The 21702-nt window shown below is 45.6% G+C and carries 22 protein-coding genes; 15 read left to right on the top strand and 7 right to left on the bottom strand.

Annotation, left to right across the window (positions count from 1 at the left end):
- Positions 1-74 precede the first annotated feature (74 nt).
- Positions 75-422 (top strand): phage holin family protein, encoded by a 348-nt coding sequence (locus Q1V85_RS24095; protein WP_300604411.1) that lies wholly within the window; start codon positions 75-77, stop codon positions 420-422.
- A gap of 96 nt (positions 423-518) precedes the next feature.
- Here Q1V85_RS24095 and Q1V85_RS24090 read toward each other — a convergent pair whose 3' ends face one another.
- From Q1V85_RS24090 to Q1V85_RS24080, 3 genes are read right to left on the bottom strand one after another with little or no spacing between them, the layout of a single operon-like run.
- Positions 519-938, bottom strand: coding sequence for a transcriptional repressor (locus Q1V85_RS24090; RefSeq protein ID WP_300604408.1), 420 nt, complete (start codon positions 936-938; stop codon positions 519-521).
- Positions 939-950: 12 nt separating this feature from the next.
- Positions 951-1571 carry an SCO family protein gene (locus Q1V85_RS24085; RefSeq protein ID WP_300604405.1) on the bottom strand — a complete coding sequence of 207 codons (621 nt, stop codon included), beginning with the start codon at positions 1569-1571 and terminating at the stop codon, positions 951-953.
- Between the two features lie 41 nt (positions 1572-1612).
- Positions 1613-1750, bottom strand: coding sequence for a hypothetical protein (locus Q1V85_RS24080; protein ID WP_300604478.1), 138 nt, complete (start codon positions 1748-1750; stop codon positions 1613-1615).
- Here Q1V85_RS24080 and Q1V85_RS24075 point away from each other — a divergent pair.
- Both Q1V85_RS24075 and Q1V85_RS24070 read left to right on the top strand, forming a co-directional pair.
- The gene (locus Q1V85_RS24075) at positions 1692-2093 is read left to right on the top strand and encodes a MerC domain-containing protein (protein WP_300604403.1); all 402 of its coding nucleotides are present in this window, start codon (positions 1692-1694) and stop codon (positions 2091-2093) included. The genes Q1V85_RS24080 and Q1V85_RS24075 overlap by 59 nt on opposite strands.
- Positions 2094-2171: 78 nt before the next feature.
- Positions 2172-2594, top strand: a complete 423-nt coding sequence (locus tag Q1V85_RS24070; protein ID WP_300604400.1) for a nuclear transport factor 2 family protein — start codon at positions 2172-2174, stop codon at positions 2592-2594.
- Here Q1V85_RS24070 and Q1V85_RS24065 read toward each other — a convergent pair whose 3' ends face one another.
- Positions 2595-2834: a hypothetical protein gene (locus Q1V85_RS24065; protein ID WP_300604398.1), complete on the bottom strand. Its 240-nt coding sequence runs from the start codon at positions 2832-2834 to the stop codon at positions 2595-2597.
- A 224-nt stretch (positions 2835-3058) separates the two neighbouring features.
- Here Q1V85_RS24065 and Q1V85_RS24060 point away from each other — a divergent pair, with 224 nt between their 5' ends.
- The 10 genes from Q1V85_RS24060 to Q1V85_RS24015 all read left to right on the top strand — a co-directional run bounded on the left by Q1V85_RS24060 (position 3059) and on the right by Q1V85_RS24015 (position 15101).
- On the top strand, positions 3059-3529 hold the full coding sequence (locus Q1V85_RS24060; RefSeq protein WP_300604396.1) for a ribosome maturation factor: 471 nt from the start codon (positions 3059-3061) through the stop codon (positions 3527-3529).
- Positions 3530-3579: 50 nt separating this feature from the next.
- Positions 3580-4827: a transcription termination factor NusA gene (nusA, locus tag Q1V85_RS24055; protein ID WP_300604393.1), complete on the top strand. Its 1248-nt coding sequence runs from the start codon at positions 3580-3582 to the stop codon at positions 4825-4827.
- Between the two features lie 87 nt (positions 4828-4914).
- Positions 4915-7848 carry a translation initiation factor IF-2 gene (gene infB, locus Q1V85_RS24050; RefSeq protein ID WP_300604390.1) on the top strand — a complete coding sequence of 978 codons (2934 nt, stop codon included), beginning with the start codon at positions 4915-4917 and terminating at the stop codon, positions 7846-7848.
- Positions 7849-8001: 153 nt separating this feature from the next.
- Positions 8002-9402, top strand: a complete 1401-nt coding sequence (locus Q1V85_RS24045; protein ID WP_300604387.1) for a peptidylprolyl isomerase — start codon at positions 8002-8004, stop codon at positions 9400-9402.
- Between the two features lie 130 nt (positions 9403-9532).
- Positions 9533-10159: a guanylate kinase gene (gene gmk / locus Q1V85_RS24040; RefSeq protein WP_300604385.1), complete on the top strand. Its 627-nt coding sequence runs from the start codon at positions 9533-9535 to the stop codon at positions 10157-10159.
- Between the two features lie 40 nt (positions 10160-10199).
- A complete protein-coding gene (locus Q1V85_RS24035; RefSeq protein WP_300604382.1) occupies positions 10200-11447 on the top strand; it encodes a hemolysin family protein in 1248 nt (415 codons plus the stop codon).
- Between the two features lie 63 nt (positions 11448-11510).
- Positions 11511-12359, top strand: coding sequence for a twin-arginine translocase subunit TatC (gene tatC, locus Q1V85_RS24030; RefSeq protein ID WP_300604379.1), 849 nt, complete (start codon positions 11511-11513; stop codon positions 12357-12359).
- A gap of 11 nt (positions 12360-12370) precedes the next feature.
- Positions 12371-12826 carry a ribose 5-phosphate isomerase B gene (rpiB, locus tag Q1V85_RS24025; protein WP_300604376.1) on the top strand — a complete coding sequence of 152 codons (456 nt, stop codon included), beginning with the start codon at positions 12371-12373 and terminating at the stop codon, positions 12824-12826.
- 52 nt (positions 12827-12878) lie between these two features.
- Positions 12879-14423: a M28 family peptidase gene (locus tag Q1V85_RS24020; RefSeq protein ID WP_300604373.1), complete on the top strand. Its 1545-nt coding sequence runs from the start codon at positions 12879-12881 to the stop codon at positions 14421-14423.
- Between the two features lie 129 nt (positions 14424-14552).
- Positions 14553-15101, top strand: coding sequence for a hypothetical protein (locus tag Q1V85_RS24015; protein ID WP_300604371.1), 549 nt, complete (start codon positions 14553-14555; stop codon positions 15099-15101).
- Positions 15102-15288: 187 nt separating this feature from the next.
- On the opposite strand, the gene Q1V85_RS24010 is transcribed toward Q1V85_RS24015, so the two are convergent.
- The gene (locus Q1V85_RS24010) at positions 15289-16263 is read right to left on the bottom strand and encodes a deoxyhypusine synthase family protein (protein ID WP_300604368.1); all 975 of its coding nucleotides are present in this window, start codon (positions 16261-16263) and stop codon (positions 15289-15291) included.
- A 127-nt stretch (positions 16264-16390) separates the two neighbouring features.
- Here Q1V85_RS24010 and Q1V85_RS24005 point away from each other — a divergent pair, with 127 nt between their 5' ends.
- Together Q1V85_RS24005 and mutL are read left to right on the top strand one after the other, a co-directional pair.
- The gene (locus Q1V85_RS24005; RefSeq protein WP_300604365.1) at positions 16391-16933 is read left to right on the top strand and encodes a Uma2 family endonuclease; all 543 of its coding nucleotides are present in this window, start codon (positions 16391-16393) and stop codon (positions 16931-16933) included.
- Between the two features lie 127 nt (positions 16934-17060).
- Positions 17061-18908, top strand: coding sequence for a DNA mismatch repair endonuclease MutL (gene mutL, locus Q1V85_RS24000; protein WP_300604362.1), 1848 nt, complete (start codon positions 17061-17063; stop codon positions 18906-18908).
- A 199-nt stretch (positions 18909-19107) separates the two neighbouring features.
- Here mutL and Q1V85_RS23995 read toward each other — a convergent pair whose 3' ends face one another.
- A complete protein-coding gene (locus tag Q1V85_RS23995) occupies positions 19108-20622 on the bottom strand; it encodes an aromatic hydrocarbon degradation protein (protein ID WP_300604359.1) in 1515 nt (504 codons plus the stop codon).
- Between the two features lie 22 nt (positions 20623-20644).
- Complete coding sequence (locus Q1V85_RS23990) at positions 20645-21664, bottom strand: hypothetical protein (protein WP_300604357.1); 1020 nt, start codon at positions 21662-21664, stop codon at positions 20645-20647.
- Between the last annotated feature and the right edge of the window lie 38 nt (positions 21665-21702).

Below are 21702 nucleotides of genomic sequence, written 5' to 3'. Positions count from 1 at the left end.
TAAAAGATCATTGGTTTCCATGCAGAATCTTTCAATTTTAGCTACCTTTAACTTTTAATATAGATTTCAGATCAATGAATTTTTTGCTAAAAGTACTTATAACCGGGCTCATCGCTTATTTACTTCCTCAAATTCTGCCAGGAGTTAAGGTGGCAGATATAAAGACCGCAACCTTATTTGCACTTGTGCTGGCCCTGCTGAATGCCATTGTAAAACCGGTGTTGGTCATACTTACGATTCCGGTAACTTTAATAACGCTGGGACTTTTTCTGCTGGTCATTAATGCCTTTATGGTATTGATTGCAGCCAACTTTTTTAAAGGGGTAGAAGTGAACGGTTTTTGGTGGGCGTTGATATTCAGTATTTTGCTTTCTCTTGGTTCTTCCGTGTTATATTCACTGGTTGGAGGAGGTAAAAATTAAGATATTTTATTTGGAAAAAATGAATTAGGGCTGTAAATTAGCAGCTAGTCAAAACATTAATCAAAAGTCCTGATGTGTCTACATCAGGGCTTTTTTTTATTTGTTGTTACAGGATTTACAAACGCCTTTTACCACTACTTCAACCTGTTGCATGATGTAATCTTTGGGCAGCTTAATGCTTGGGGTAACCACATTGTCCAAACAGAATGTATTGCCACAGTGCGTACATACCAGGTGTACATGATGATCATGATGATGCCCCTCTCCGCATTCGTCTTTACACAATGCATATTTAATGCTGTTATCCGATGTTGGAATGGTGTGGATGATGCCTTTGTCCACAAAGGATTGTAAGGTCCGGTAAACCGTTACCCGGTCAAAATGACTATGGGTATTTTTTTCAATATCCGCGTGCGCCAGGGCGCCGTTACTGTTCAGGAATAAGGACAGTATTTTACGGCGGCCATCCGTTACACTTAAATTATTTTGCTTTAAGATCTGAACAATGCTATCCATATCTAAAATTAATTAATTTTTTGATGTTGTTTTTAGCTCGTCCCCAATATCAGCAATCAGCCGGTCGATCTCTTTTTGTTTCAAGCCATCATAAATCTTCAACACATTTCCCCTCCGGTCTACCAGTGCCCAGAATTGGGTATGCAAAAAATCATCTTCGTTCGAGTTAAAATAGTTTTTGGGGTCATCGATGGTGTAACTCAGTCGCGCCATTTTATAAAGACTATCCTTGCGCCCGGTTAAAAACACCCATTGCCGGGTATCTACTTTCATCGAATCGGCATAATGTTTCAATTGAGCTGCGGAATCCCGTTCGGGGTCGCAGGTATGTGATACGATTAAAAAGCCCGGCGTACCCTTATATTTTTGATATACCTGCTTCATGTTATCGTTCATCATGGGACAAATGCCCGGACAGGTTGTATAAAAGTATTCAGCTACATAGATCTTACCCTCCACATCTTTATTCGAAAACGGGTTTCCATCCTGGTCGGTAAAGGTAAATTGCCCCACCTTGCTCACCGGCTCCAGCTTGCGGTCGTTAAAACCCGGGATAAAGTAAACCGCTATGAAATAGAACGCTATCGACAGCAGCACAAAAAAGGAGGTATAAAAAATAGCTTTTTTTGACATATTGAAAATTGAAGTGCAAAGTTATTCCAACAGTTTAACAATTAATGCCCGAAAACGTTTATTCCTGTAATAGTTGTGCAAATATTTGCAACGATGTTTCTTTTTTTATAATTTTGCAACATGCGGTCAAAAATTAATTGGGATGCTTTGGGGATTTCGGCTTCAGTAATTTGTGCCATTCATTGTGCGGTTTTACCGCTTTTTATGGCAAGTCTTCCGCTTTTTGGGGTCAATATCATTGAAAATGTGGCTTTTGAGTTGGGAATGATCGTTCTTGCCTTTATCATTGGTGTGTATTCCCTCCGCCATGGCTATCGATTTCACCATCATAAAAAACTGCCGTTGTTGCTGTTTGCAACCGGAATCCTTTTTTTGGTGCTGAAGCAGGTTTATCTTCAATATCATGCCTTATTACTGGTACCTGCGGTTATTTTTATCATATCAGCACATATGGTGAACTACCGGTACTGCCGGAATCACAATCACGCCCATGCGGATGATTGTGACCACGATCATTATTAGGAAGCCTTCAGCATATAAGAATCATTCCAGGAAATAATAATTTTGGATTATCTTTTCCTGTTAATGAATTTCCGGATTATGAAAAAATATAGCATGCTTCTTTTGTTTTGTATAGTGGTGATAACCGGCCATGCGCAAAGCGATGTACAAAAGATACGGGCTGTAATGGGGCAGCAAACCACCGCCTGGAACCAGGGAAACCTGGAGGCATTCATGGATACCTACTGGAAAAGTGATTCTTTGTTATTTGTGGGCAAGAAGGGCGCTGCCTATGGCTGGCAGCAAACGCTGGATAATTACCGGAAATCGTATCCCTCAAAGGATGAAATGGGGCAGCTGCAATTTACCCTGCTAAAAATACAACCCCTGGGAACGGGTTTTTATAATGTGGTAGGGAAATGGCAGCTTTCCCGGAAAATGGGCGACCTGAATGGTCATTTTACTTTGATTTTCAAGAAAATAGGCGGAGGCTGGAAAATTATCCAGGATCATAGCAGCTAATTATTTCACCTCTTCAAAGTCGATATATTCACCCAGTTTCGATGGTTTCTTTTGGGAAGGTGGTGGTGTTTGAGAAGCGGTGGCAGCTTGCTGTGTAGCAGCTTCCGGCTGCTGAAACTGTTGTTTCATCTGGGAGAACTGTTTTTTGATCTGACGGGTGGTACGGTACACCGGCAAAACAACCTTTACAATAAGGTTGTACAGAAAAAAGAACAATAAGGCGTATAAGATAAATGACATGCGCTAAAATAATGGTACTAAAATACACAGAAATAACGCTGTAACCGGAAAATTGTTGTGGGCTGGCGCTATTTTAGGCGGTTTTGGGCCAATGGCAGGCGCTCCCGGTTCTTTATTGAGAAAATACCTGCAAAAACTTCGCTTTTTGCTGTAATTGTCTTAATTTTGCGGCAGAAAAGGAGACAGAGGGAACGGAGGCGTTCCCTTCTTCTTTTTTCAGAAATATGGATAAGGAGGCAATAATTCAAAATTTACAGGAAAAAGTAGTTGCGTTGCTGGTGGGAAACCCGTCTCATTTTTTAGTAGACATCCGCATAAAGCCTACCAATAACTTTAAGATATTTATTGACGGTGATAACGGTGTGGGGATCGATGACCTGGTACGATACAACCGGGCATTGTATAAACAGATTGAAGAAGAAGGTTTGTTCCCCGACGGCGATTTTTCCCTGGAGATTTCTTCTCCCGGACTGGATGAGCCGTTAAAACTGCACCGGCAGTATGTAAAGAATACCGGCCGTAATGTGGAGGTGCTGCAGCTGGATGGCCAAAAAACAGAAGGAACGCTGCTATCTGTAAACGATGATGCCATTGTGGTGGAAACCACAAGCGGGCGCGGAAAAAAGATAGAGAAGACGGCGCACACTATTTTATTGGAAACAATTAAAACAACAAAAATTCAAATTAAATTTTAAAAGTAACAGCTCAGGGGCTGTGATTTCACTAAGGTAAATCGTACTTCACTATGGCAAGTATTAATTTAATTGAGGCATTCCAGGATTTTAAAGATGCAGAAAATATAGATCGTCCTACAATGATGAAAGTTGTTGAGGATGTATTTAAAACATTGCTCCGTAAAAAATACGGCAGCGATGACAACTTTGATGTGATCGTGAACGCAGAGAAGGGAGACCTGGAAATTGTAAGGCACCGTACCATCGTGGAAGACGGGGAGGTAGAAGATCCGTTGGCCCAGGTGGCGTATTCGGAGGCCGTTAAGCTGGAGCCGGATTATGAAGTAGGGGAAGACCTGTACGAAGAAATTGACCTGATCGATTTTGGCCGGAGGGCCATTTTGGCCGCCAAGCAAACCCTGGCCGGCCGGATCAGCGATCTGAAGAAAAATGTTTTGGCAAAGAAGTATGAAGACCGCATTGGTGAAATTATCAGCGCTGAAGTATACCAGGTATGGAAAAAAGAAATCCTGTTGCTGGATGAAGAAGGCAATGAGCTGATTCTTCCCAAAAGCGAACAGATCCCACAGGACTATTTTAAAAAGGGAGAGAATATCCGCGCGGTGGTGATCCGGGTAGATCTGAAGAACAACAACCCGGTGATCATCCTTTCCCGTACCTCGCCCGATTTCCTTGCAAAGCTGCTGGAAATTGAAGTACCGGAGATCTTTGATGGTTTGATTACGATTAAAAAGATCGTTCGTGAACCGGGTGAAAGAGCAAAAGTGGCGGTAGAATCTTATGACGACCGTATTGATCCGGTGGGTGCCTGTGTAGGTATGAAGGGAAGCCGGATCCATGGCATCGTTCGGGAATTGAAAAATGAAAATATCGACGTTATCAACTTTACCACAAATACACAACTGCTGATTCAGCGCTCGCTGACCCCTGCAAAAATCACCAGTATGAGCCTGGACCAGGAAGGTAAGCACGCCAGCATCTTTTTGAAGCCCGACCAGGTATCCCTGGCCATTGGTAAAAGAGGGGTGAACATTAAGCTGGCTTCTGATTTAACCGGCTATGAGCTGGATGTGTACCGGGATACAGAGGATGAGGAAGAAGAGTTTGATGTGGACCTGGAAGAATTTGCAGATGAGATTGATGAGTGGGTGATTGATGCGTTAAAGAAAATTGGTTGTGATACCGCACGCAGCGTATTGCGTATGTCGCCCAGCGAACTTGAAAAAAGGGCCGACCTTGAAAAGGAAACGGTTGACGATGTTCGGAAAATTTTACAAGAAGAGCTGGAGCGGGAATAATGAAGCTACCCGGGCTTCGTTATAAGAATTGGTGTGAATGATAAACAAAACGTTCCGCTGAAAGCGGAATAAGGGATAAAAAATTTTATGGTAGAAAAGAAACTTCCAAGATTATTACAAGCGGCTAAGGAATTTAACATTGGTCAGGATACCCTTGTTGAATTCTTAGTAGGTAAAGGTTTTGAACGGGATGATTTAAAGCCTTCCACAAAACTGACCGATGCCATGTATACGGCCCTGCAACAGGGATTTCATGGAGACAAGGCCGCAAAGATCATCAGCGACCAGGTTGACTTACCAAAAGGATTGGGTGGCGAGAATAAAAAGCGTCGTGAGGAGGAAGAATTGCCAAAACCGGCTGTTCGTCCGGTGGCAAAAGAAGAACCGGTTGCAGAAACGCCGCCGGTTGCAGAGCCCGCTCCTGAAGTAGTGCCCGAAATTCCGGTTAAGGAAGCAGAGGCTCCTGTGGCGGAGCCGGAACCTGCTCCGCAACCAGAGGAAAAAGCACCAGCGGAAGCTCCCGCCGAAGAAGAGGCGCCGGTAGCCAAAACACCTACACGGGATATTGGCGGACCGAAGATCATCAGCAAGATCGATCTGTCTGCGATCGATTTTTCAACCCGCCCGAAAAAGGTGGCAAAAAAAGAAACTCCTGCTGTGGAAACACCACCGCAGAAGGAGGAAGCACCGGTTGAAGTGCCTAAGGAACAACCGGTAGCAGTAGCGCCTCCTCCTGTAGAGGAAAAGGCGCCTGTTAAAGAAACACCGGCTCCGGTTGAAGAAGAAAAGCCGGCAGAAGTACAGATCAGCAATATCCAGGCAGAAAAGATCGAGGGTCCAAAGATCCTGGGTAAGATCGAACTGCCGGTAGATAATGATACCCGCCCGAAACGGGATGAAAAACGGAAACGGAAACGTATCCCAATTGAAAAGAAAGAAGTGAAAGCCGATCCGGATCAGCGCAGACCGCATGGTGCTGGTGGCGGACAGCAGGGCCAGGGCGGCCGCAGCGGTGGCCAGCATCATGGCGGCGGCGGCGGACATCATGGAAAAGGTAATTTCAGAGACCGTCACCGGCCGCATCGTGAGGAGAAGCAGATCGATGAAAAAGAGATCCAGGAGAAGATCCGCGAAACCCAGGCAAAACTGAGTGGCGGCGGCGGTAACAAGCAGAAAAGCATGCGTGCCAAAGCGCGGAGGGATAAACGCAATGAAGCGGCGGAGGCCATGGAGGAAGAAGGGGTTGATAAAACATTGCGGGTAACGGAATTCATCAGTGTAAGCGAACTGGCAAGCCTGATGGATGTAAGTTTTGCAGATGTCATCAGCAAGTGTATGAGCCTGGGCATCATGGTGTCTATCAACCAGCGCCTGGATGCTGAGGTAATTGAACTGGTGGCCAGTGAGTTCGGGTACGACGTTTCCTTCATCGATATGGAACAGCAGATGGAAATGGAAGAGGAAGCAGATGAGGACGACGACGAAGCAGAACGCGTTCCAAGAAGTCCGATCGTTACCATCATGGGACACGTTGACCACGGTAAAACCTCGTTGCTGGATTATATCCGGAATGCCAATGTAGTAGCCGGTGAGGCCGGAGGTATTACCCAGCATATTGGTGCATACCGTGTGCAGGTAGCTGAAGGAAAAGAGATCACCTTCCTGGATACACCGGGTCACGAAGCGTTTACCGCAATGCGTGCCCGTGGTGCCAAGGTTACCGATATTGCGGTGATTGTGGTGGCGGCCGATGATGCCGTGATGCCGCAAACAAGGGAGGCCATCAGCCACGCACAGGCAGCTGGTGTACCAATGATCTTTGCCGTTAACAAGATCGATAAAGACGGCGCCAATCCTCAGAAGATTTATGAGCAGTTATCGCAAATGAATATCCTGGTGGAAGAATGGGGCGGAAAATTCCAAAGCCAGGAACTGAGTGCCAAACAAGGCCTGAATGTAGATAAGCTGCTGGAAAAAATATTACTGGAAGCAGAACTGCTGGATCTGAAAGCCAACCCCGACAGGGAAGCAACGGGTACCATCATTGAAGCAACCCTGGATAAGGGTAGGGGTTATGTAGCTACCTTGCTGGTAGAAAACGGAACACTGCGTCCGGGCGATCTGATCGTGAGCGGTCAGTACTATGGTCGTGTTAAAGCCATGTTTAACGAACGGAACAAACGCGAAGACGCCGCAGGACCATCAGCCCCTGCCGTGGTGCTGGGTCTGAACGGTGCACCCCAGGCCGGTGAGAAATTCAAAGTGTACGAAGAAGAATCAGAAGCCAAGAGCATTGCCAACCGTCGCTCCCAGATCCTGCGCGAACAGGGTATGCGTACGAAGAAGCATATTACGCTGGATGAGATCGGCCGTCGTCTGGCATTGGGTAACTTTAAGGAACTCAATGTGATCATTAAAGGGGATGTGGACGGTTCTGTGGAAGCGCTGAGTGACTCTTTACAAAAACTTTCTACAGAAGAGATCCTTGTAAATGTGATCCATAAAGGTGTAGGACAGATCAATGAAAGTGATATCGTACTGGCGGAAGCTTCCGATGCGATTGTGATCGCCTTTAATGTGCGTCCGTCGCAGCAGGCATCCCGCATCGCTGAAAATGCGGGCATCGAGATCAAGATGTACTCCATCATTTACACAGCGATCGATGAGGTGAAGAGCGCGATGGAAGGTATGCTGGAGCCCACTATGAAAGAAAAAATTGTGGGTAACGTAGAAATCCGTGAAGTATTCAAATTTGATAAGGCGGTGGTTGCAGGATGTTTTGTTCTGGATGGCCGCATCAAACGCGATAACAAGGTTCGGGTAATCCGCGATGGTATTGTAATTTACCCCACCGGTGAAAATGCAGTAGCGGAACTGGGCTCGCTGAAACGGTTTAAAGACGATGCCAAAGAGGTGCTGACCGGCATGGAATGTGGTTTAACCATTAAGAATTATAACGATATTAAAGTGGGAGATGTGGTGGAAGCGTACGAACTGGAAGAAGTAAAACGTACCTTGTAAACCCTCCCCTGTCGTAAAATACACAGGTAAACATCAGCCGGAAAGCCGGCTGGTGTTTTTCGTTGCAGCAGAACGGGCAACAAACTTTTGTTAAATACGGCCCTGTTTGGAGCGGGATGCCCCGGGCAAGGCTAATTTTGATTTATGTTTATTATGAGTAAAAGAACAGGTCTTTTTTCTGTAAAAGGCATGCTGGCTGTTTTGGGGGTATTGTTTTCAATGGTTGTTTCTGCACAGGGACAGGCGAGTAAGCAGGTAGTTGACAAAATTATCGGTGTTGTGGGAGACCGGATCATCCTGAATTCAGATGTTCAGAATGAGCTGAATGATGCACCGCGCCGTGGTGAAACCCTCCCGCCCAATGCCAATTGTATCATAATGGAGCAGATCATGCTGTCGAAGATCCTGGCCTTGCAGGCAGAAAGGGATTCGATTCCGCTGACGGATGAGGAAGTAGAAGCGCAGCTGGATATGAAAATCCGTTATTATATTCAGCAATTTGGCAGCCAGGCAGAACTGGAAGCAGTTGCCGGTAAAACCGTGTACCAGCTAAAAGACGACCAGCGCCCGATGATTAAAGAACAGATGCTGGCCGAAGCCATGAAGAAAAAAGTGGTTAATGGCATTCATATTACTCCAACAGAGGTAAAAACATTTTTCGAAAGAGTTCCTACAGATAGTTTACCGTTCCTGGAATCTGAGCTCGAAGTAGGACAGATCTCCATCCTGCCTCCGGCATCCAAGGATGTGGAAGACTATATCTATAATGAAATGCTGGGGTATAAAAAGCAGATCGAATCGGGTGCCACTACGTTTGAAGCACTGGCCAAACGGGTTTCGGAAGATCCGGGAAGCCGCGAGCGTGGCGGGCTTTACGAGGTGAACCGCTCCGATAAATCTACCTGGGACCCGGTCTTTCTTTCGACCGCTTTTCGCTTAAAAGCGGGTGAAATATCGTTGCCGGTTAAATCTAACCGTTTTGGCTTTTTCCTGATCCAGCAGGTAAGCCGTCGCGGAGATAATGCCAAGATCAAAATGATCCTTCGCATTCCGCCTGTTACAGATAATGAGCTAAAGGATGCCCGTTTAAAATTAGATTCTGTTCGTGCTGAAATCGAGGCTAAAAAGATCAGCTTTAAAGATGCAGCCTATAAATACAGTGATGATGAAAATGTGAAAAATTACGGTCCCTATGTTTTAAACAGGGATGGCTCTACATACGTAAATATTGATGCGTTAGACAAAGACATGGTGAATACCATCAAAGATATGAAAGTAGGTGACCTGTCGAAACCGGTAAGCTTTACCAATGAGCAAGGTAAAAAAGGTGTGCGGCTGGTTTACCTGAAATCCCGCTCAGAACCGCATCGTTTGAACCTGAACGACGACTATGCGAAGATTGCAGACATGGCGTTGAACCAGAAAAAGAATGAAGAGCTGGACAAATGGTTGCAGAAAAAGATCCCCACATTTTATATCCTGGTAGATAAGGATGCCGCTGGCGGATGTCCCAGTCTTTTGAAATACCAGACTACGGAAAGCAGGGGATTCTAATTACCCATATTTGCAGTAGCGGGTGTGCTCTCCAGGCAATTTTACCGGAAGCAAGCCGGTGTTTTGATCCCGTTTCCCGGGAACGGGATATTATTTGTCTGGTCGTTAATATTTAGTATTTTGCGGGGGCATGATATTTACCAATCGTCCGTTTTTATATTTCCCGGTGGCTACCGGCTCAAAAGCAAATCATAAAATCATTATTCTTACTGCGCCGTCAGGTGCCGGAAAAACGTCCATTACACATCATTTATTAAAAAAGATTCCCCAGTTGTCGTTTTCCATTTCTGCAGCTACACGGCAAGCCAGGACCGGGGAAGTAAACGGAAGGGATTATTATTTCATCAGCGAAGCGGATTTTACAAAAAAGATCAAAGCAAATGAGTTTGTAGAGTGGGAAATGGTGTACGAAGGCAAATACTATGGAACGCTGAAGAGCGAATTACAACGCCTGTGGAAAAAGGACCAGTATCCGTTGCTGGATATTGATGTAAAAGGCGCCATTCATGTGCAGCAGCAATATCCAAAAGAAAGCCTGTCCATTTTTATTGAGCCGCCTTCGGTAAAAGAACTGAGAAGGCGCCTGATTTCCAGGGGAAGCGAAAGCGAGGAATCCCTGCAAACCCGTTTGAATAAGGCAGAGTATGAGCTGTCATTTATAAGCCATTTTAATAAAGTGGTGGTAAACGATGACCTGGAGGAGGCCTGTGCGGAGACAGAGGACCTGGTGCGAAAATTCCTGAATATACCCGCCTGAACAAAAGCGTTTCATGTAGCATTTTATTTATCTTTATCTTATGGAATGGCAGCTATTAATGTGGATCGTTTCTTTGCTGTTCATGATCTTTTTTGCCGGCGTGGAAATGGCTTTCTTTGGCGCCAGCAGGCTGAACATTGAGCTGAAAAGAAAACAAGGCACCTTAACAGGACGGTTGTTGGGTAAGTTTGTGGATATGCCCGCAATCTTCTGGGGAACAACCGTAATCGGCTATATTACGGCCCTTACTATTTTTGTGTTACAGACCAGCGAAGTGCTGATTCCCTTCTGGCAAAAAAGCGGCATCAATTCCCGTACCGCGCAGATCCTGCTGGAGATCACTTTCAATACACTGATCATCCTGATATTTGTAGAATTCATACCCAGGGCGGTTTTCAGGGCGAACAGCAATACCCTGCTCAGCCGGTTAGCGGTGATCATCAATTTCTTTTTATGGCTGCTGTATCCCATTACTGCGGCGCTTTTCCGGTTGGCCAACTGGATCCTGAAGTATGTGTTTAATGTACGGTTAGATAAGGGCAAATCGCCTTTTGCCCGGAACGACCTGCAGTTCATGTTCCGCGACAGTAAAAGGACCCTCCGTGAAGAAACCAGTACCCATCTCCTGGAAAATGCACAGGAGCTGGCCAATATCAAAATCCGGCAGAGCATGGTTCCCCGCAAGGAGATCATCGCTGTGGAAGTAAATGCGCCGGTTGAAACCCTGATCCAGAAATTTGTGGAAACAAAGAAGAGCCGGATCATCATTTATGAATCGAATATTGATAATATCCTGGGGTTTGCACATGAACTGGATCTTTTTAAAAAACCGGCAGATATTGAATCGATCCTGATCCCGATCATCGCGGTGCCGGAAAGTATGACAGCAGTAGGCCTGATCAATAAATTCAGTAAAGAGTCAAAAAGTATTGCCTGGGTAGTCGACGAATTTGGCGGCACCGCCGGTATCATTACCATGGAAGACGTGCTGGAAGAACTCTTTGGTGAAATATGGGATGAGTATGATACCCAGCTGTTTGTGGAAAAACGGATATCAGAAGACGAATATATTTTTTCCGGAAGGATGGAGCTGGACTACCTGGAAAAAAAATACGATTTTGAATTTGAAGACAAAACAGACTCCGAAACCTTATCCGGATACATTATCAATTTTTACGAAACCATTCCTGCCCAGAAAGAGCGGATCATTATCGGGGATTTCGAATTTGATATTCTTGGGGTAAATGATACCCGGATAGAGATGGTGAAAATGAAAAAATTAAAATAGATGTAGTAAAAGCCTGAGTTTTGAGCATTTTATACGCATCTTTGTTCCCATTTTTGAAATACGATGGCTTTACTGGATTTTTTAAAGAAAAGGAGTGGTGGCGAGGATGAGATGTCCTTTATAGATCACCTGGAAGTTTTAAGATGGCATTTGATACGCAGCGTAATAGCAGTGGTGATTTGTGCCATTATTGTGTTTATGTTTTCTAATTTTTTTGTGGACGATATCATTTTCGGGCCTACAAGAACAGACTTTATCTCAGTACAGTGGCTTTGCAGCATGGGACAGAAAATGGGAATCGAAGGGCTTTGTCTTAAGATTGAGCCCAAGTTCCAGGAAACCACAATGACCGGGCAGTTCATTGCTTCGTTTACCGTAGCCTTTGTGGGTGGATTTATCCTGGCCTTCCCCTATATTTTCTGGGAGATCTGGCGTTTTATCAAGCCCGCCTTGTCCGATAAAGAGCGGAAGGGCACCACCGGAATTATACTCTGGGTATCCATATTGTTCTTCCTGGGAGTGGCTTTTGGTTATTTTATTCTTACACCCCTGATGGTGAGCTTTTATTTTAACTATAAGCTGAGTGCACAGATCCAGATCATTCCTACTTTTTCAGACTACCTGGAGAATGTGATTTATACTACCGTGGGGATCGGAGTGCTGTTCCAGTTGCCTTTACTGGTATTGCTGCTGGCAAAGGCCGGAATTCTTACCGGAACCGTGCTTAAAAAATACCGCCGGCATGCGTTTGTAGTGATCCTTATTGCTGCGGCCATCATCACTCCTACCACCGATCCGTTTAGCCTGGCGGTGGTTACTGCTCCACTGTACATCCTTTTTGAGATCAGCGTGGCGCTGGCGTCAAAGATTGAGCGGAAGAATAAATTAGAGAACCCACAAGAGTGGAGTTAAAAATACTTGTTATGGAAGCAATATTTGATACTCAAAAACCCGTTGCCATTGGCAGCGATCATGCCGGCTTTGAGTATAAACAGTATGTGATTTCTTTCCTGGAAGGAAAGGGACTGGCGTTTAAAGATTTTGGAGCGCATTCTTCGGAATCGGTCGACTATCCGGATTTTGCCCATCCCGTTGCTGCTGCGGTTGAAAGCGGGGAATATGCATTTGGGATCCTGCTTTGCGGTAGTGGAAATGGTGTAGCCATTACGGCCAATAAGCACCAGGGTGTAAGGGCAGCGCTTTGCTGGGATAAAGAGATCGCCGAACTGGCCCGCAAGCATAATAATGCAAATGTATTGTGCATACCGGCCCGGTTTATCCCGGAAGATGTAGCAGAAGTGATGGTGGAAGCATTCATCAGCACCGCATTTGAAGGTGGCCGCCATGAAGACCGGGTAAATAAGATCTGCTGCGGTTAAGCAACCCGGATCCGGTTTCGGCCAACAGACCCTAATACAGAAAATGAGAAATATGATAAAGCATCTTTTTGCCGTGGCAGGTGTATGTGCAGCCCTGACCGGAGCGGCTCAAAAAAAAGCGGATCCCCAAATTTTTGGACGATCCATTACCACCACCGATCTGAAAAATCATTTGAGCGTAATTGCCAGTGCTGAGATGGAGGGCCGGGACACACCCTCACCGGGTTTGGAAAAAGCAGCGGACTATATTACTGCGCATTTTGAAAAGCTGGGGCTGAAACCCGGTAATAACGGAAGCTTCCGGCAAACCTATCAATTGTCAAAAGATTCGCTGGCCGTATTGAAGCTGACCATTAACGGGATGCATTTTGAAGGAGATAAGGACATAGCGCCGATATGGACCGATGATGACAAGATCGACCTCAATTATAAGGAATATGCACTTGCAGGATACGGGATTGTAGATCAGAACAGGGATGACTATGCCGGCCTGGATGTAAAAGGAAAGCTGGTGGTGATCTTTGCCGGTAGCCCTAAAGGATTTACGCCATCTTCGCCGGGAAGAGCCGCTTCCACCACGCTGGGTAGTAAGATCAGCAATGCACTGGCAAAGGGTGCTGGCGCTATTCTTATTGCTACTAAAGAAATTCCGCCCCGGGCAAAAGTAAAAGTGCGTTACAAACCCACCTGGGAACGGGAAGCGGATGGGGAAAAGGCTACGCCAACCTTTTATATCAGCGCGCATGTGGTAGAAAAAGTAAGTGGTCATGGGTTTGAGGAAATAGAAGAAGCCCTTAACAATGGACAGACCAGTCCGGGGATTAACGAAGGCGCTATTGCCCTGAACTACCTGCTGCAAAAAGACCGGGCAACAGCCTCCAATGTACTGGGTGTAATCGAGGGAACGGACAAAAAAGACGAGTACCTGTTTATTACCGCGCATTATGATCATGTTGGCAAAGACGCGGAAGGAAATATTTATTATGGTGCGGATGATGATGGTTCAGGAACGGTGAGTGTTCTTGAAATGGCTGAAGCTTTTGCCCTGGCAAAAAAAGCCGGCAAGGGCCCGCGCCGAACCATTGTGTTTATGACGGTAAGCGGGGAAGAGAAAGGCCTTTGGGGATCTGAATACTATTCGGAGAACCCGGTATTCCCGATGGATAAAACGACTGCCGATCTGAACATTGATATGATCGGCCGTATTGATACGGAACGGATGAGCGCCGATACCCTGAACTATGTATATGTGATCGGGCACGATAAGCTGAGTACAGATCTTCCGGTGATCAATGAAGGCATGAATAATAAATACACCAGGCTGGTGCTGGATTATAAATTTGATGATCCCAATGACAAGGAGCGGATCTATTACCGCAGCGACCATTATAATTTTGCCCGGAAAGGCGTTCCCATCCTTTTTTTCTATGATGGAATGTTAAAAGCCGATTATCATAAACCTACTGATACAATTGATAAGATCAACTTTCCGCTGATGGCTAAAAGAGCTCAAATGATCTTTTATACCGCCTGGGAGATGGCCAACCGGAATGAAATGCTGAAGCGGGATCTGAAACTACCTGAACAGGCGCATTAAACTGATTTTTTTAAAGAGTTCCCAGGGAGCTCTTTTTTTTGGTGCCTCCCTTTGAGAGGACATCACCTTTTCTTCATAATCGGTTGTTATCTTGTGCCTGTTTTATTATTTATTCAATTAAACCTTATTATGCGCGTAAACCTTCTTCTATCCACATTAATGGCCGTATTATGTTTGGCCTGTAGTAAAAAAAACGATGATACCAGTTACTCCAACGAGGAAAAACTTACAGCTCACTCCTGGCAGCAAACCAATACGGCGGCTGCTTCCAATGAACAAAAACCCGCGGCTACGTTTAGTGCCAACCATGATTTTAGTTTAATCCTGAACAGCGCTGTAACAGGTGCCGGAAGTTATAGCAGTGTTGGGGCCGTGGTTACGGGTACATGGAGTTATGACGGAACGAATATTGAAATTTCGAATGTAAGCATCAGTTATAAGGTAAACGGTGCTGCTGCTGCCAATTTGCAGGCGGTGGTAAATGCCTATGCCGGGGGATTGGTGGCCTTTAATACGTTTATACAGGCTTATTGTAATTTGTTACAGGTGGATGCTTCGGGCAACCTCACGGTAAAAGGAGCTTCTTCCAGTAAGGTTACCTGGGCTGTTAATCAACTTACATCCAACGTACTGGTAGTTGCTTCGGCTGGAGCTTCTGCCAGTTTTACGGCAAAATAGTAGTTCTTTCGTATGATTAAAAGAGGTGCTCCCTGTGCCCGTTTAGTGTTATAGCAGCAACATGGGGCCATCCGCAATATCGCTTTTTGAGCAACGGCAGCAGGGGATGGGAGCCCTCTTTTAAATGTTACAGGTATTAAAAAAGGGCCTAAGGCCCTTTTTGATTTTGATCTTTATCTTAACCCGTTTACCAGCCCAGGATCCAGGCAAATATCAGGGGCGCTACGATGGTAGCATCACTTTCCACAATAAATTTAGGCGTATCAATATCCAGCTTGCCCCAGGTGATCTTTTCATTAGGAACGGCACCGGAATAAGAACCGAAGGAGGTGGTGCTGTCGCTGATCTGGCAAAAATAACTCCAGAACGGAACATCGTGCCACTCCAGGTCCTGGTACATCATGGGCACCACGCAGATGGGGAAATCTCCGGCAATACCGCCGCCGATCTGGAAAAAGCCAACGCCTTTACCTTCGCTGTTATGGCGGTACCAATCGGCCAGCCAGGTCATATATTCGATCCCGCTTTTTACGGTGCTGGCTTTTAATTCACCTTTGATCACATAGCTGGCAAAAATATTTCCGGTGGTGCTGTCTTCCCATCCCGGAACTACGATCGGGATGTTCTTTTCCGCTGCGGCAATGATCCAGCTGTCTTTAGGATCAATTTCATAGTATTGCTCCAGCTCTCCGCTCAAAACAGTTTTATACAGGAATTCATGCGGGAAATAACGTTCATCTTTTTCTTCCGCCTCTTTCCATTGTTTTACAAGATGTTTCTGAAGGCGGCGAAAAGCCTCTTCTTCCGGAATGCAGGTATCTGTTACCCGGTTGTAATGATTTTCCAGCAGGTCCCATTCTTCCTGAGGGGTAAGGTCGCGGTAATTGGGCACTCGTTTGTAATGCGAATGTGCTACCAGGTTCATTACATCTTCCTCCAGGTTGGCACCCGTACAGGAAATGATCTGTACCTTGTCCTGACGGATCATTTCGGCCAGCGAAATACCCAGTTCGGCCGTGCTCATAGCACCGGCAAGGGTAATCATCATCTTACCACCCGCGTTCATATGGGTTTCATAACCTTTGGCCGCATCAATCAGTGCCGCTGCATTGAAATGCCGGTAATGATGTTCAATAAATTGAGAAACAGGTCCTTTACTCATGATTTTTTTGAATTTTACTCCGCCTTCAGATCACAATAAGGTGAGACATTGCGAGGGACAAAAATAAAGATTTGGTGAAAATGGCCGTGTGAAATCTTTATGATGGTATTATTTTGTAACTTGCTGTATGGGACTTACAATGGCAAAAGAAAAATACCAGCGTCCGCCAAGAACCGCTATGGAAGTATATGAAACGCTTCCGGAAGGTACCCTGGCGGAGGTTATCAATAACGTACTCTATATGTCACCCGCACCAACCTTTGAACACCAGCGCCTGTTGAGCCGGCTGCTTACCTTTATGAATACCTATGTTATGGAAAACGATCTGGGGGAATGTGTGTTTTCTCCTGTAGATGTTTACCTCGGTAGCAACAATGCCGTGCAGCCGGATATTGTTTTTATTGCAAAAGAGAATCTTTCGATCATCAGGGACGGAAAAGTAAAAGGACCGCCCGATCTTATAGTGGAAGCATTATCCGGCAATAAAAAACACGATCTGCAACTAAAGAAACAGCTTTATGAAACCTTTGGCGTAAAGGAATATTTTATAGTGAATCCTGCCGATAAGGAGGTGATTTCCTATTATTTGGACGGGAAAAAATTTGTCTTGCAGGAAAGTAAAAAAGGCCGGATAAAATCAAAATTACTACGTAAAACAATTTCTTTCTAAATCCCAGCTGCTTTAATAATAACCATTAACTCCGAAGGAGTAAACGAAAACTGTTGAAATTCCCGCTGTCATTCCGGAGGATTTAGGCGCTAAAACGTACCTTTACACGTTCAAAACAGAAGATACCGTGCCTGATAAGATTCTTTTATTGCCTGATAATATTGCTAACCAGATCGCCGCCGGTGAGGTTATTCAACGTCCGGCCAGTGCCGTAAAAGAACTGCTGGAAAACGCTGTGGATGCAGGAGCAACTGCTGTTCAGCTAATTGTTGTGGATGCCGGAAAAACCTTATTACAGGTCATTGATAACGGAAGCGGGATGAGTGAAACCGATGCACGCATGTGTTTTGAACGGCATGCTACTTCCAAGATCCGGAATATTGACGATCTTTTTCATATTCATACCATGGGATTCAGGGGAGAGGCGCTGGCTTCTATTGCCGCCGTGGCCCAGGTAGAGCTAAAGACCAAACGGCCGGAGGATGAAACCGGCACTTATATCGAAGTAGAAAACAGCACGGTGGTAACCCAGGAACCGGTGGCTGTTCCGGATGGTACCAGCATTGCCATGAAAAACCTGTTTTTTAATGTGCCTGCAAGACGGAACTTTTTAAAGAGTAATGCAGCAGAAATGCGGCATATTGTAGAGGAGTTTACGCGGGTAACAATGGCTTTTCCGCATATCCTGTTTACCCTTACCAGTAATGGTCAGCAGCTGATGCACCTGGAACCGGGAAGCCTGAAACAACGGATCGTGCAGTTGCTGGGCAACAGCTATAATGCTAAAATGGTTGCTGTAACGGAGCAAACGGATTATATGAACATTCACGGGTTTACGGGCAAGCCGGAAACAGCAAAAAAGACCCGGGGCGACCAGTATTTTTTTGTAAACAACCGCTTTATTAAAAGCGCCTATCTGAACCATGCGGTTATGAATGCCTACCAGGAGCTGCTGCCCGGTGACAGTTTCCCGATGTATGTACTGTTTATAGACCTGGATCCTGCACAGGTGGATGTAAATGTGCACCCTACCAAACAGGAGATCAAGTTTGAAGATGAAAAGATCATCTATGCATTTGTGCAAGCGGCTGTAAAGCACGCCCTGGCCCAGTTTAGTATTACGCCCACGCTGGATTTTGATCTGGACCTTTCCATTCAGCAATTGCCGTCCGTAAGCCAGCCTTTTACCAGCGATCAACAGGAGAAGGCATCGGGTTCTACCTTGTACCAGGGATTTACTCAAAAGCACCAGGCGCATTTTATTGAAAAGCCCTCCGGGCAGGAATTGAAAAGCTGGAAGGAATTTTATGAACCCCTGCCCCGGGAAGAGGCGCTTTTTGATTACGAAAAAACCGCACAGCAACAAAACCTGGTGATTCAAAATAAAAAAAGCCGGTTTGAAATAGATGGAGATACGGAACTTACCCAGGTACTGAATACCTATATCATTATGCCGGCGGATAAAAGTTTTTTGCTGATTAACCAGCAGGCGGCGCATGAGCGGGTATTGTACACGCAAATGAAACAGGCGGCAGCCGGGGCCCCGGTAACCATTCAAAAAAGCATGTTCCCGGTAACCCTGGAACTTTCACCTTCAGATGCGGTATTGCTGGGTGAATTATTGCCCGATCTGTTGATGCTGGGCTATGAAATTGAGCCATTCGGCAAGAACAGTTTTGTGGTGCAGGGCACACCGGCCGACCTGGAAGATACGGATGAAAAACACCTCATCGATTTTACACTGGAGCAGTATAAACACTTCAGCAGTGATATCCGTGTTTCTAACCGGGAGAAGCTCATCCGCTCCCTGGCGCGGCAGCGGGCCGTAAAGAACGGTAACCGATTAACCGAACGGGAAATGCGGCAACTGGTAACCGACCTGTTCCAGTGCGAGTCGTTTAATTCAGCCCCTGATGGCAATCCTACCTACCTCGAATTTAAACAGGATCAGATCGAGAAGATGTTTGGACGATAAGAAAAATCAACTGGTTGTTAAGGCTTACTGCTGGCGGGTTATATTATAAACACTGCCCGGGGCGCAGGTCATGGTTTGAGTCTCCGCAACAGCCATTTTAATGAAACAGCTATTGGTCTATTATTACCCCGATCCTGAAAAAAAAAGCCCCCGGATCACTCCGGAGGCCAATAACTAAATCATCAGAAAGCGATATGTATTAAATCTTGAAACCCAGTGTAAGCACCACTCTTGACCCATTGGATTTGATCGTTGCCGGATCAAAAGCGCTTTTATTTTCTAACCGGTAAGGATAATAGACATCATCCTTTGCTGTGTAAATATAACCCAGGTCTACAAAGAAACCATGGTTGCGGTAACCTACGCCGGCAGAACCCTGGTAGATATTTCCCTTTTCGCCCGCCAGGTTCTTATAGGGGTTGCCATAATAGGCACCGCCAAACCGGGCCATAATGGTGTTGAATTTTAACTCAGCTCCTAACCGTGCATTTACGGCGCCTTTGTACGAATCATCTATGGCCGAATTAAGTCTTCGGTAGCTATTTTGATCGGCTACACCGTTTTCATCGTATGCTTTAAATTTAGATGCCATATGATTTACATACTCCACATCTGCAGTAATAAGCCCCTTCTGGCTGGAAACATTGTTTACATCTCCAAAAAGATAGGTAAGGCTTCCCAGTAATTTATAAGGCGTTTGTAGTGAATAATCATAAACTGCCGGCTGGTTGGGGCGAGACCATGCTTCATTTTTACCTTCATTTTGGGGAAGATTTTCTGTATTGGCATAGGCTTCGGCATCATAGTGATCTGTCAAACTATACCAGGTAGGCGTATGTACTGCCAGGCCAAGCCTTAAATTTTGTGAAGGCGTAAATACCGCACCCAGTTTTACATTTACGCCCATTCCCTTGGTTACCAGGTCGTCGTCAAAATAAGCGTTATCAAAATTATTATTAGGATTTGTAGAAGGATCTACTTCATCAAAGGTTCTTGTGGCACCATAACGCAGGGTTGGAAGCCCAACAGCACCTCCCAGGTATACTGTATTATTTAAATTAAGTCCACCACCAACCGAAAATTCCGTAATGCCTCCATTGGTTCTTAAGGAGCCCTCCTGGAGTACGCCCCCGTTACGGGCTAGTGCGCTGGCAGGTGAAAATAATTTTTTATTGGCATCATCCGCAATCCAGTGCACATCATATGCCATTTGGGAGCTATAGGGATCCAGGCGACCATTGTCGGCATTTGTAAATTCCATAAACATATCGGCCATGGAACTTTTTGTGTTGAGCCCCCCGAACCGGATGTTATTATTAAAATCGGCAATCCTGGATACGCCAATGCTGAGGGCAGAGCTTTTTACAGCGCCATTGCCCCGGCTTTGATTTCCAAAAACAACACCTGAGGTACCAAAAAAACCGGTACTCTTGTTCGTGTTGTTAGATGAGCCGAAATAACCTGCCTTGTTATTGAGGATATTAACGCCGCCTGAAATTACAAGGTCTCCCGTTTTGTAAAATCCCAGGTTACCGGGGTTGGTAAAAAGCGTGGAAATTTCGCCGCCCAGTGATCCGCTTGCGCCTCCCAATGCCTGTACCCGTGCAGTACCAGACGATGTAAGCCAAGAGTAGCGTAACGCATCTTCGGGTGTTTGGGCAAACAGGCTGCCGGCAGATGCTAAGGCGATTGCCGCAAATACTATTTTCTTCATTGGATAAGTTTAGTTGAACAAGTTAAAATCTTCTGCCACTACCACCACCAGTACTGCCACGGCTGCTTCCGCCGCCGCCCCCGCCGCCACCAGAAGATGCAGGTGGTGAATAGGATGGCGTAGACGAACGGGTGTCTACGCTTGGCCGGCTATAAGTTTCTGTGCGGCTTGAAGAAGGTGTGTAACGTTCAGAAGAAGACGAAGATCGGCTGTTGTTGTAGTTACTTCCTGAATACCGTTCGCGGATTGAGTTGGCACGTCCCTGGGCACTGGAGTTTGACGTATTGGTATTTACGCTTCTTTCTGACCGTACTCCATAAGTTCCATAATCGCTGGAACTTCTTCTTGTTACGGTGGTGCCATTGCCATATTCGCGTGTAATGCCGGTGCTTCTGTCTGGAAGCGCTCTGTTTCCGTTAAGGATGGATGGGTTATAGGTGTTCAGATTGGTACGTCGTTGAGTATAGTTAACTCTTGAACCCACAATTACCCCGGGTCCATATCCATAATAGTAAGGATTACCATACCAGCCGGTGTACCAGGGATCGTACCAGCCGTTAAAGCTATAAAAACCCCATCCACCGTAATAACCGGAATACCAGGGATTATACCAGCCGCCACCCCAGCCCATGCCACCGTACCAGCCGGAATAGTAGGGGTTGTAATACATATTCCAGTAGCTTACCGGGCTCCAGGGACTGTTCCAGTAAAAAGGATCGTTCCAGTAGTACCAGTTATTGTAATAGCTGAAATTGTAACGGTTCCCATAATAATACCAGTCGTCAAGATCTGACCAGCGATAGCGGTTCCGCACTTTCATGCGCAAATAGCGGTCATCGTAATCGGCATATTCGTCCTCATCATATGATTCGTAATCACGATACCGTTTTTCGCCCGACTTTTTAACGTTGGCATATTCATCCTGCGGTGGTGCGGGAGAATTGTAAACATCGTCTGGTGTTTGTCCGGTTTTGTATGCCGTGGTACACCCCCCTATAAAGAAAGCGCAGCCAAGCAGTAGTATCAATGTTCTGATGTTCATTTTTGGCGATATTAAATAGTTTATGAATCAGATTGTTA

This window comes from Niabella sp. (assembly GCF_030150205.1).
Lineage (GTDB): Bacteria > Bacteroidota > Bacteroidia > Chitinophagales > Chitinophagaceae > Niabella.
Note: the sequence above shows the minus strand (reverse complement) of the source record. Positions and strands in the feature narration are given on the sequence as shown.